The sequence below is a fragment of the Marivirga salinae genome, assembly GCF_030503855.1.
Classification (GTDB): domain Bacteria; phylum Bacteroidota; class Bacteroidia; order Cytophagales; family Cyclobacteriaceae; genus Marivirga; species Marivirga salinarum.
The window spans coordinates 561865-574605 of sequence record NZ_CP129971.1; the positions used below are offsets into that span (position 1 = coordinate 561865).

Here is a 12741-nt window from a genome sequence, read left to right on the forward strand (position 1 = left end):
AACAAATTTTTTAATATGATTACAATTGCAGAAAACAAGCAATATTCTTTAAAAGTAGATATCACTAAAAACAGAGCATTCTTAAAAATCAATGGCTTCTGGAGAAACAAAGAAGACATTCCCGGATATTTACAAGACTGGGATGAAGCTATAAAAAAGTTATCGAAAGGCTTTACTTTATTAACAGATGCCACTGAGATGACCATTCACCCTGGAGATGTAAGAGATGTACACTCCAAAGCCCAAGAAAAAATTATAAAAGCAGAAGTTAAAAAAGTGGCAGAATTACACAGCAAAAATGTCTCCATCATGCAATTAGATGGTGTTTCCAGAAATAGTGGAATGCCAAAGAAAAATTTTAATGATAAGGAAGAAGCTTTGAAATGGCTAGATGCTTAATGGAAGATTAAATAAAGCTCGAGGATATTCTCGAGCTTTATTTCTACCTTACAGGTAAATCAAATCCAAAGCGTTGATTAAATCCAACAATTCCTTGTACCCCCCCTGAATGAATAGCCAGAATATGATCATCGGATGAGATATTATCTTTTTTCCATTCCATCATTAAGCCATATATCATTTTGCCAGTATAAACAGGATCAAGTGGGATAGCCGTTTTTTCATAAAATTCAATTATAAAATCTATTAACTCTTGTTTCCATTTCGCATAACCTCCGAAGTGGTATTTTGTGGTCAAATCCCAGTTGCCATTATCATTCCCTATTAAGTTTTTCAACTCATCTTTTACCCAATCTCCCTTTAAAACTGAAATTCCTAAAATTTTCTGGTGCTCGGCTTTGCCTTCGATTAAACCCGCTAAGGTTCCACCAGTACCGAAACATGCCGCTATCAAATTATAGTGCTTTGGAATAAAGTCATGGATTTCAGCAGTACCATTTAATGCCAAATCGTTTGTACCACCTTCAGGAATAATGAATGGGTTATCATATTTCCTTTTTAAATCATCTAAAAACTCAACTGTATTTTTCTTTCGATAGTCTTCCCTATTAATAAAGTAAAGCTCCATACCATACTTTTTCGCCAGATTTAAGGTTGGATTTTCTACTACCTCTCCTCTAATAATACCTATAGATTGGAAACCACTTTTTCTTGCTGAAATAGCTGTTGCCACAATATGATTGGAAAAAGCACCCCCAAAAGTTAATATTTTTTTATGCCCATTTTTTTCCGCTTCCAAAAAATTATACTTGAGTTTAAAAAACTTATTTCCTGATGCTCCTTGGTGGATTTTATCCAATCGTAGGATATCAAATATCAATCCGGCAAATTGAACCCTTTGAATGGGTACATCATCAGGCGAAAAGAATTTTTTGACAGACATAAAGCTAATTTATGGGTAATTAGCTAAATTTATTCTGTTCAACTCATTTTTGTTGAAAAAAAAACAATTTTTATGAAGAAGTATTACATCATTTTTATTCTAGCAACTGTACTTTTTTCATCTTGTATGAAATCAGTTTCTATCAATACTTTGCGCCCAGCAGATATCAACATTCCTAATGAAATTCAATCCATAGTATTGGTGGATAGAACTGCATATGAAAAAGAGGCAATTGGCGTTATTGAAGGGATTCTGACAGGAGAAGGGATTAATGAAGATCAAGATGGTGTGATGACCATGTTTTCCAGTTTACAAAATAGTTTGCGGGTTTCTCCTCGATTTGATGCTGTATTGGCATCTGAAAAACTAAAGGGTCAAACTATTTTAGGCTCATTTCCTGAACCGCTAGATTGGCGGCAAGTTGATCAATTAACCAGAAAGTATAATACTGATGGTTTATTGGCTATAGAAATATTTGATAGCAATTTTATCGTGACAAATGGAAAACGAAAAAACACTAGAACTGTAGAGGATGAAGAGGGTAATAAAAGAGAGGAAGAGTATACTGAATTTTTTGCTGAAGGAGTGGGAAATACCAGAATAGGTATTCGTTTGTATGATGCTAAAAACAGAACCGTAATTGATCAGGACATTTATACTGAAAATAAAACTTGGGAAGCTTCTGCCACTAGTTTGAAGGAAGCTTTGGCTCAACTCGTAAGTAAATCTCAAGCGACAAAATATTTAGCTCAAGCAGTTGGAAATAATTATGCAATCAAAATTGCTCCAATGCCTGTCAGGATTTCAAGAAGCTACTATACCAAGCCGAAAAAAAATGCCTATTTAAGCAAAGGAGCCAGACAAGCAAGTGTAAACCAATGGGAGTCTGCTATTTCTACCTGGAAAACAGGATTAAGAAGCACATCTGATACTAAAGAAAGCGGTAGAATGGCCTATAATATTGCAGTTGGGTATGAGATAATAGGTGACTTATTTCTAGCGCATGAATGGGCAGGAAGATCTTTTGTTGATTATGGGAATAAAAAAGGAAGAAGTTATGCCAGCCAGCTTAATAACCGCATGATTACAGAAGAAATATTGGATGAACAATTACGTCTGCCTGAACCTAAAACTCAAAATAACAAACAGAACGACATCCAAATTAAAGAGAAACAAGAAAAGCCTACCAAAGAAAAGCCCACCATACAACTTAAAGTGAAAGACAATTGATTTAATTAATAATTAGGAATTAAGCTTTAAAGATATGCTAGAAATCTCTGTTTAATAATGACTAATTCTTTAATTATTAATTACACTTCGTTGGCGGACAGCTTCAAAAATAGCAATCGCTCCAGAAACGGATACATTCAAAGAAGCAATTTTACCGGTTGTAGGGATTTTAGCTAAAAAATCGGCTGTTCTAATTAAATCATTACTTATACCATCTTCCTCCGAACCCAAAATGATAGCTAAAGGCTGTGCCATAGGTGTATCGTAAATCAAATCTTTCCCTTTCTCAGTACAAGCAACAACTTGTAACCCACTTTTTTGTAAATATTCTACAGTGCCTTTCAAACTGTTTTCTCTGCAAACTGGAATGTAATGCAATGCACCTGCAGAAGTTTTGACTGCATCTGAATTTATTTGAGCACTTCCTTTAAAAGGAATCACAATTGCATCTACCCCAGCGCATTCGGCTGATCGGGCGATGGCACCAAAATTTCTCACATCCGTAACTCTATCCAAAATTAAAATTAAAGGATCTTTGCCTTTGGCATATGCTTCATTAATCACATTATCCAGAGAAGCATAACTAACGGCTGAAACCATCGCAATTACACCTTGATGGTTCTTCATTGTGATGCGATTAAGCTTTTCAATCGGAACTTTAGTATAAGGCACTTTTCGTTCCTTGCAAAGTTCCATCAATTCGCTTACCAATTCATTCCGGACATCCTTTTCAATGTAGATATTATCCATTTCCTTACCGGAATGAATGGCTTCTATGACAGCTCGTGTGCCGAAAATATAGTCCTTATCGTTGAGTTTTGGTCTTTTGTTAAATGCTGCCATAGTCTTGAGTATTAAAATGCAAAATTCTTAATCTAAAATGGGAAAAGCTAATAATATAATGGTTAAATAGAATGATTTCCGCTAAATAAAAATTGTAAGGTAAAATGGGCTTTATTATTCCCTTTTTTACTATAATAAGATTTCATTTATCTAGACACCCTCATAATTCTCTCAAACAACACCCCTGTAGTACCCTCAAGGGGACAATCTCACAGATTTATATCACTAGAAAACAATATAGTTTATCGCTATTTTCATTTATCATCAAGTAATCAAATTGGATACTGTGATGTTAAATTACATTTAAAGGAAAATGTAATTCCGTGCAACTCCCCCCTTGAGGGGGGCTTAGGGGGGTGTCTAATCAACTTAACAAAAGCACCCATAATTTTTCAATTTTAAAAATAGCGAATACTTCACAAAAAAAATAGCCCACAATTGCTTGTGAGCTATTTTATAAATCAAATTTTCTAAACTTTACATTTTCTCATAGAGAACTCTAAGTTGATCCTGATACTCAACTGCTTGTTCGTTCATTCCGTATTGTCTCATTACTTGAACAATCTGACTAAGGATGGCAAAACTAATTTGCCTCTCTCTACCCATATACATCAATTCATGATTTACTAAGTAGCGGAATTGTTCAAAATTTTGCTCCCAAAGTGTGTTAATAATTTCATTAGCTTTCTCTTCATTTCCTGTTGCCAAATAAACTTGAATATAATCCAAAGCTGTCATATCATAAGGAACTACTTCATTCGGAATCTTTTTAATAATAAAATCAATTACCTCCAAAGCTCTTTTTTCATCCCCTTCACTTACTAATGATTTAGCCAATGCTGTATATACTGAGCGATGATTCAAGAAGAAATTTCTATAATTCTCATTATAATAAACATCCGGGTCAGCAGTATTAGTGAAATGGAAATTGTTCATCAAGTTATTGTACATCACTTCTGTGTTGACAAATTCTGATTGAACATCATATCTTTCAATTGGTAACAATCTGTATGTCAATCCTTCTTGAACTACATATTTCCTCAAATCCATTTTAATTCCATTTAAGGAAGTAGTATTGAAATAAATTGGTCGTTTCCAATCGTTTTCATTCATGATATCCAATATCATTAAATCCTTTTTCTCCAATCCATTTCCTTTCACATTCCAAACCATCCTATCCACAAGCATATCCACTTTATCTTCAGGAATTATACCTAAACTTTTAACATGCTCAGTATCAACATTCAAGCTTAATTGCTTAGAAGGCAACATATTGTAGCTCCCCACGGAAGTGGGTACTTCAAGGCTCTTATTATCATTTTTGATAAGGCTTAAATAGCGGTCTATAGGAATTGCACCTTTAATACCCGCATTAGCCATATAAGGCAAATAATCATTTTTACCTCCTTGCGCCACTTGTTCTTCACTTAAAGTTATTGGCAATGGTTCAGAATCATATGCATTTTGGCGCATTTGATTGATATACCAATCGGTATTGAAATAACTTAATACAATTACCCTAACATCAGTCCTAAATCCTTCTACTTCCTGAACAAACCAAAGCGGGAAAGTATCATTATCGCCACCAGTAAACAAGATTGCATTAGGCTCACATGATGCCAAATAATTTCGTGCTGCATCAACAGAGAAATATCGATCTGAACGATCGTGATCATCCCATCCTTCTGAAGCCATAATTCCTGGTACTATCAAACAAATCACTCCTGCTACAGCGCCTGCAACTTTAGGTTTTTTGATAGCTCTTTCCAATAAAGAAGCAACTGCCAATACACCAAAACCTATCCATATTGCAAAAGCATAATAGGACCCAGCATAAATATAATCTCTTTCCCTAGGTTCCGTTGCTGGGGAATTTAAATAAAGAATTAAGGCAATTCCCGTTAAGAAAAAGAATAAACCTACTACGCTAAAGCCCTTTACATCTTTTCGATATTGAAAGAAAATTCCAATTAAACCCAAGATAAATGGAAGCATATAAAAATTATTTCGTGCCTTATTTTCTCTCATGATTTCAGGCAATTCGCTTGTATCCTGGAACATTGTTTTCCAACCTGCTCCTTCAATATCGCTTTCTCTACCAGCAAAATTCCACATCAAATAGCGAAAATACATATGCCCTAATTGATAGCGGAATAGGAATTTAATGTTGTCGGCAAAGTTGGGTTTTTCATTCTGCCGCAAACCTGTCCATCTTCTATATTCTTCTGCATGGCCAGGAGCACCACTATACATTCTAGGTAAAATAGTGGTTCTTTTCGGATCATGTTGAGTCGTGATTTTATGATCTGTGATTTCATATTCCTCTTCACCTTTACTGTAAACAGGATCTCCTTTATCTTGAGAAACTACTTCTGCATCGAAATACTGACCATGCAAAAGGGGTCTTGACCCATATTGATCTCTATTTAAATAAGACAATAGTGTCATCACATTTTCAGGATTATTTTGGTCAATTGGTGGGTTGTAATTTGACCTAATCATCACAATAAAATAAGACGAATATCCTATTAAAATAAAAGTAAATGCTAACAGAAATGTGTGTAGCGTTATTTTCTCTTTTTTAATGGCATAATAAATACCATAGGAAATTCCTCCAACTAAAAGTAAAGCAAAAATAAGGGCTCCAAATCCAAATGGTAATCCAATTGAATTAATAAAGAAAATTTCAAATTGACCAATCAAGTTAGGAACTCCTAAAATGATGAATTGCCAGATAAATATTAGGATTGCACTGCTTATAAGTAGCGCAAAGAAAATACCTTTGAAGGTTACATTTTTGTACTTCTTGAAATAGTAAATCAAGCCTAAAGCTGGTAGCGCCACTATATTCAATAAGTGAACACCAATTGATAGACCAATAATATACGCTATTAAGATTAACCAACGGTTTTCAGTGGATTCATCCTCAATTAAATCCCATTTTAACATTGCCCAAAAAACTAAAGCAATTAAGAATGAAGACATAGCATAAACCTCTGCCTCCACAGCTGACCACCAAAATGAATCAGAAAAAGTAAAAGCTAAACTACCAATTGCTCCTGCAGCGATAATTTTTATGGTTTGTGCAGTATTTGCTTCTCCCACTTTAATTTTTAATATTTTATGAGAAAGCAAATTGATTGACCAAAACATAAAAAGGATGGTAAATCCACTACTTAAAGCAGAAACTAAGTTTACTGCAAAACCCACAGATTCTACATCACTTGCAGCAAACATGGAGAACATTCGGCCAATCAGCAAGAAAAACGGAGCACCTGCTGGGTGTGGCACTTGTAACTTATAAGCACTTGCAATAAACTCTGCACAGTCCCAAAAACTGGCTACAGGCTCTAAAGTGAAGATGTAAACGGCAGAAGCGATTAAGAATATAATCCAGCCACTGATGTTGTTAATCTTTTGATATGACATCATAAATCGTTTTGTTTTTTTATAACAGAGGCGAAAATAAGAAATTTCATGCTTTCGGGCATTAGAACGTAGCGATTAATTCGGGATTGCATTGATGATTGCTAAATTTTACACTTAACACCCTTGTTATTTCTACTACTCACTTAATTTTCTTAAAAATTTAAGTTCATAAGGAAAAGAATTATTCTGAGGAATACCTCTTCATCTATTTTCCCCTTGCATTATTTAAATAGATGGTGAATCTAAATATTTTAGTTATCCTTTATAGGATGTTTAAATAATAGGATACCAAATATCAAGCTATACAAAATGTAAAATATTGTTAAAAACCATAGGATGGATGGTAAATTAAGCTCAGAAAATAAGCCTTTAATTAAAGACAAGCCTGCAATCATAAAATGAGATGAATTAGCCATTATTATCGGGCGATTATATATTCCACCAATTAAATTTGCTTTAGACATCCAATTTAACATAGCAAATGCAAAGTATAAGGCTCCTATTATTTGCAACAGAAGTAATGATGTTTCACTTGAGGAAAGTTCCAAATAACCTATCCGCAAATCAGGAGTAAATGTTAAAACCACTCCTAATCCAAATAAAATTATTGAGCTGCTTATCATTATTAGTTTTGTGTTCATCTCACCAATATTTATTTATAAAAAGTTTATAATAATAAACCCTAGAAAAGATCAAATAATCAGGTAAAAAAATTAATAAAGCATGACCTTTAAGGTGAATAAGTAAGCTCATAGAAGAAAATCAAACTATGAAAGTAACTTTTCAATAGATAGAATTAATAAAAATTACTTCCCTCCTATAAATTCCCTTAAATTTGCCTTTCATTATTTATGAGATATTTTTTCACCATAGCATATAAAGGAACAAACTACCACGGATGGCAAAAACAGCCCAATGCAATAGGTGTACAACAAAAAGTTGAAGATGTTTTTTCCACTATTTTAAACCAAAAATCAGAAATTGTGGGAAGTGGAAGGACTGATAGTGGCGTACATGCTACGGCTCAAGTTTTTCAATTTGATTTTTCAGGTGAGCAGAAGGATGCAGAACAACTTTTATATAAAGCCAACAAAATGCTACCCAAGGACGTAGCTTTAAAGCATGTCTGGCAAGTAAAAGATGAAGCCCATGCACGTTTTGATGCCACAAGTAGGGCGTATCAATATCATATTGTGACTGAAAAAAACCCATTTGCTATTGACCAAGCATATATTTTCACTTACGATCTAGCAATTGATAAAATGAATTTAGCCGCAGAAAAATTGTTGAACTATCAAGATTTTGAAAGTTTTAGCAAAGTGAAAACAGATGTTTTTACCTTTAACTGCGATATATTTGAAGCCTTTTGGAAACAAGAGCAAGAATCATTGGTTTTTCACATCAAGGCTAATCGGTTTTTGAGAGGAATGGTGAGAGCGATTGTAGGTACATTATTGGATGTGGGGCAAAACAAAATAAGCATAGAAGATTTTGAAGATATTATAAAAGCTAAAGACAGAAATTCAGCAGGTAGAGCCGTTCCGGCAAATGGATTGTTTTTAACAGAAGTTCAATATCCTAAAGACATTTATTTATAAAATCAGCTAGTGAAGAAAGACAATATAAAAAGCGGAAATATTATTGATACAAACGTGCTGAGGCGTTTGTATAAATTCGTGAAGCCTTATCAAGGTCGCTTCTATTTCTTGGTGTTTTTAACTGTAGCTTTGGCAGTTTTAGCTCCCGCCAGACCATTTGTTATTCAAAAAGCAATTGATAATCCAATTGCTAACGGAGATTTTCAAGGCTTAATTAATATGACCTTGATTTTGGTTGGTTTACTTATTATGCAAGCCATAGTGCAATATGGACACACTTATTTATCGGGTTGGTTGGGTCAATTTATTATTCGTGATATCCGAATTAAGCTTTACCGTCATTTACTTAGCTTAAGACTGAAATTTTTCGATAAAACTCCTATAGGAAGGTTAGTAACAAGAAATGTTTCCGATGTAGAGACCTTATCAGATGTTTTTAGTCAAGGGCTTGCTGCCATGATTGGTGATATTCTCCAAATCCTTTTTATCCTCGGGATGATGTTTGCCATGAGCTGGAAACTTACATTGGTTTCACTGGCAACTCTACCATTGCTTTTCTTAAGCACTTATATTTTTAAAGAGAAAGTAAAAGTCGCTTTCAATGAAGTGCGAAATGCTGTTTCTAATCTAAATTCTTTTGTGCAAGAGCATGTAACAGGCATGTCTATCGTACAAATTTTTACTGCAGAAAAAAGAGAATACGAGGAATTTAAAAAGATCAATAACGAACATAAAAAGGCTAACATACGCTCGGTATTATATTACTCCATTTATTTCCCTGTAGCGGAAGTAATTCAAGCAACCGGAATTGGTTTATTGGTTTGGTATGGAGCAAAAGGAGTAGTAAATGAAGTAGAAACTGGCATTACATTAGGGATGTTGATTGCCTTCATTCTTTATATTCAGATGTTCTTTAGACCCATCCGTTTAATAGCTGATAGATTTAACACGTTGCAAATGGGAATTGTAAGTTCATCACGAATTTTAAATTTGCTAGACAGCAAAGAAAACATCCCTAATAATGGAGATTACGCACCTGAAAAAGTTAAAGGAGATATTTCATTTAAAAATGTAGAGTTCGCTTACAATGAAGAAGATGTAGTATTGAAAAACATTTCCTTTGAGGTGAAAGAAGGTCAGTCCGTAGCATTAGTTGGGGCCACAGGCGCTGGAAAATCATCTGTTATTAATTTATTGAGCCGCTTTTATGACATTCAAAAAGGAGAAATTACGCTTGACGGAAGAGATTTGAAGGAATATGACCTATATGCATTGCGTAAAAATATAGGAGTGGTATTGCAAGATGTTTTTCTGTTTTCAGATACTATTCTCTACAACATCACTTTAGGAAACCCTAATATTAGTCTTCAGGAAGTAAAAGATGCCGCTGAATTAGTAGGTGCAAGGAAATTTATTGAAAGACTACCGGGCGGATACGACTATAACGTGATGGAAAGAGGGGCTACATTATCAGTAGGACAAAGGCAGTTAATATCATTTGTTCGCGCTATGGTTTATAATCCTAAAATTATTGTGTTGGATGAGGCAACATCTTCTGTGGATACGGAAACGGAGGAAATGATACAAAATGCCATAGAAAAGATGATGAAAGGAAGAACCAGTATTGTGATAGCTCACCGATTATCTACTATACAAGAAGCGGATAAAATAATTGTGTTGGACAAAGGAGAAATCAAGGAAACCGGCACTCATCAAGAGCTATTAGATAAAGGTGGTTTCTACCATCAATTACATAATATGCAGTATAAAGAGATGGCTTCTTAGTAATAGGATGTTTTTGTAAATTGAGCAGTTTTACTATCGAACGAGGCGCCAGTAGCCTATCACAACCAAGAGTATGGCGATAGACTGAAAAGGTTTTCTTCCGCTAGCGTCCGGCTGGTGGATATTACTGCTGCATCAGGCGGATTTTATTGGTTGTTTTGCTGCCAGCAAGTTTAAATTCAGCATCTCAATAAGAGAAAAATCAAAAACTAGATTATATCGGATAGCTTGAGGTTTGAAGGATCTCTCATAAAATCGTTTTTAAAAATGGCCTATAAATAATTGGTCAGAGAAGATATACAAAGGCCTTATTTATTCTTTGCCAGAGGCAATAGTAACCATCACTAGCGGGACGCTAGCGATAGAATTTCAATTTAACTTTTGTAGTTGAATCAAGATCAGGCTTCTTAGCTATTTCTTCTGATCTAAATCCTCGTAAAATTCTCTTTCTCTATACGGGTGTTTGATACCAAATGCAGTTATTAACATAGTTTCAAAAACAGGACCTAGCCAAATAAGTAAAATACCAGTCCCCCCTAAAATAAGAGACTCACTGTATAATGTGTCCATATTTTGAATCCAAAAAAGAGCATGGAGAATACTAGTAATTATTCTGAGGATAAATGTCCAATTCTTACGCCATGTAATAATAATGAGGGTGTTTTGCAAAACAATTAGTAAACCAAAAACCAAGACGTAATCATTGAAAAACCAATCAAGGAATAAGTTTTCAAAGACAGTTCTTTTTGTTTCATCACTAAAAAAAGGCTCAAATAAAAAAAGTAATTGATAAACCCCATAAAACAATAAAATTTGAGCTAAGCTAATGGCAAGGCCAACAAAAATTCTTTTTCTGAGCATAAGATTGAATTATTAAAGTCAAAAGATACGAAAAGGCAGGAAATTCACAAAGTAAATATTTCTCCTAGTCTGCTATCAGTAGATATTCATTAAGCATGAGAAACTTAATTTATTGAGAAATCGTATCTTACTATATGGAAAAAGAAAGCCACCAAAAGAAAAAAGAAGCCTCTAACACAAAAAATAAAGAGTTAAAGAAAGAAAAAGAGGAGTCCACTGAAAAGGAACCAGACGAGGAAAGAAATGGAATTATACCTGAAGATATGGATTTCAAGAAATTCATGGGTTGCGGAGGATAACTTTTTAAAAATCTAGTGATAATTCCCGCTCTTATTTGTATGAAATTTCAGTATAAATTAAAAAAGGCAGTCAAAATTAATTTGACTGCCTTTTTTAAAGATAATTTAAACGAATATCAATTATTTATTTCCACCAGCTCTAATCATAGCACAACGGAATCCGATAGTAGCTGTAGATGAATCTTGTTCTATAAATCTTCTAGTACCAGGAGATAACCAATAAGCAACATCTGCCCAAGAACCACCTTTATAAACTCTAATATTATCATTGATTAATGAATTAATCGAGTTTGGATCTCTAGCTCCATTGTCATAATCACTTTGAGGATCTAAAGTACCGTCTCTTCTAACTGGATTTAAATCTTCGAAATCTTGGAATGAAAGTGGACGATATAAATCCCATACCCATTCGTTAACATTCCCAGCCATGTTATAAAGACCATAATCATTTGGCGGATAGTTATAAATATAGTCAGTTACGAATGCGCCATCATTCAATTTACCTGCGATACCACCATAATCACCACGACCTCTTTTGAAGTTGGCTAGGAAGTAACCCATTTCTTTTCCGTAAGGGTTTCTTAATGAGTGACCATCCCACGGATAAATTCTTTTATAAAGCTGAACTTCATCAACCCATTGCGTACCAATTAAAGCAGTAGCAGCATATTCCCACTCCGCTTCAGTAGGCAAACGATAATCAGGTAAAACAACACCTGTTTCTAATGGAATTCTACCACCTGATTCAGCCGGAACTTCAATACCTGCTTCTTCAGCTAATTTATAATTTACCATTATTGATCTCCATTTGGCATATTCATTAGCCTGCTCCCAGCTAACACCTACTACTGGGTGATAACGGAAACCTGGGTATCTCAAATAATGATCTACATAAGGATCGTTATAAGCCAATTTTCTAGCCCAAACAGTAGTGTCTGGCTTTACTGACTCATAATAATCTCTAGAAGAATCTAATTGAACATAGTGTAAGAACTCTAGCCAGTGAATGTTGGCAACTTCCGTTTCATCCATGTAAAATGAAGAAACCGTAACTGTTCTCTCAATATTATCTCTTGTATGAAGGATATCCTCTTCAAAAGAACCTAAAACAGTTCTACCTCCTTCAATATAAACTAAATTCGGTCCATCAGGCTGTCCACGAAACTCAGCCACCTGAAAGCCTTCTTCGCTATTATATTCTAGACCTGTTGCCGTACTTAATACTCCCGGCCCTTTGGCTGTCGGGTTGCCACTGCCGCAAGCAAACAATAAAGCTACTGCTACTGCAAGCATGGCATGTTGGATTCTAAACACACACTTTTTCATATCCTGTTATTGTATTCGTTTAATATAC

The 12741-nt window shown here is 34.5% G+C and carries 11 protein-coding genes; 5 read left to right on the forward strand and 6 right to left on the reverse strand.

The window, feature by feature from the left end; all coding sequences use genetic code 11:
* The first annotated feature begins 15 nt into the window (after positions 1-15).
* Complete coding sequence (locus QYS49_RS02455; protein ID WP_308350050.1) at positions 16-399, forward strand: cupin domain-containing protein; 384 nt, start codon at positions 16-18, stop codon at positions 397-399.
* 43 nt (positions 400-442) lie between these two features.
* Here QYS49_RS02455 and QYS49_RS02460 read toward each other — a convergent pair whose 3' ends face one another.
* Positions 443-1342 (reverse strand): 1-aminocyclopropane-1-carboxylate deaminase/D-cysteine desulfhydrase, encoded by a 900-nt coding sequence (locus QYS49_RS02460; protein ID WP_308350051.1) that lies wholly within the window; start codon positions 1340-1342, stop codon positions 443-445.
* A gap of 72 nt (positions 1343-1414) precedes the next feature.
* Between QYS49_RS02460 and QYS49_RS02465 the strand changes: the two genes are divergently transcribed.
* The gene (locus tag QYS49_RS02465) at positions 1415-2572 is read left to right on the forward strand and encodes a DUF6340 family protein (RefSeq protein WP_308350052.1); all 1158 of its coding nucleotides are present in this window, start codon (positions 1415-1417) and stop codon (positions 2570-2572) included.
* Positions 2573-2641: 69 nt separating this feature from the next.
* Here the strand turns inward: QYS49_RS02465 and rlmB are convergent, their stop codons facing one another.
* From rlmB to QYS49_RS02480, 3 genes are all read right to left on the reverse strand, one after another.
* Entirely contained in the window at positions 2642-3415 is a 774-nt protein-coding gene (gene rlmB, locus QYS49_RS02470; protein ID WP_308350053.1) for a 23S rRNA (guanosine(2251)-2'-O)-methyltransferase RlmB, read from the reverse strand.
* Positions 3416-3892: 477 nt separating this feature from the next.
* Positions 3893-6844 carry a glycosyltransferase family 117 protein gene (locus tag QYS49_RS02475; RefSeq protein WP_308350054.1) on the reverse strand — a complete coding sequence of 984 codons (2952 nt, stop codon included), beginning with the start codon at positions 6842-6844 and terminating at the stop codon, positions 3893-3895.
* Between the two features lie 251 nt (positions 6845-7095).
* Positions 7096-7485 carry a hypothetical protein gene (locus tag QYS49_RS02480; RefSeq protein ID WP_308350055.1) on the reverse strand — a complete coding sequence of 130 codons (390 nt, stop codon included), beginning with the start codon at positions 7483-7485 and terminating at the stop codon, positions 7096-7098.
* 210 nt (positions 7486-7695) lie between these two features.
* Between QYS49_RS02480 and truA the strand changes: the two genes are divergently transcribed.
* Both truA and QYS49_RS02490 read left to right on the forward strand, forming a co-directional pair.
* Entirely contained in the window at positions 7696-8442 is a 747-nt protein-coding gene (truA, locus tag QYS49_RS02485) for a tRNA pseudouridine(38-40) synthase TruA (RefSeq protein ID WP_308350056.1), read from the forward strand.
* Between the two features lie 9 nt (positions 8443-8451).
* Positions 8452-10227: an ABC transporter ATP-binding protein gene (locus QYS49_RS02490; protein ID WP_308350057.1), complete on the forward strand. Its 1776-nt coding sequence runs from the start codon at positions 8452-8454 to the stop codon at positions 10225-10227.
* Between the two features lie 411 nt (positions 10228-10638).
* On the opposite strand, the gene QYS49_RS02495 is transcribed toward QYS49_RS02490, so the two are convergent.
* Positions 10639-11088: a hypothetical protein gene (locus QYS49_RS02495; protein WP_308350058.1), complete on the reverse strand. Its 450-nt coding sequence runs from the start codon at positions 11086-11088 to the stop codon at positions 10639-10641.
* A gap of 134 nt (positions 11089-11222) precedes the next feature.
* Here QYS49_RS02495 and QYS49_RS02500 point away from each other — a divergent pair, with 134 nt between their 5' ends.
* Positions 11223-11387, forward strand: coding sequence for a hypothetical protein (locus QYS49_RS02500; protein ID WP_308350059.1), 165 nt, complete (start codon positions 11223-11225; stop codon positions 11385-11387).
* A gap of 120 nt (positions 11388-11507) precedes the next feature.
* Here the strand turns inward: QYS49_RS02500 and gldJ are convergent, their stop codons facing one another.
* On the reverse strand, positions 11508-12713 hold the full coding sequence (gene gldJ / locus QYS49_RS02505) for a gliding motility lipoprotein GldJ (protein WP_308350060.1): 1206 nt from the start codon (positions 12711-12713) through the stop codon (positions 11508-11510).
* Positions 12714-12741 lie beyond the last annotated feature (28 nt).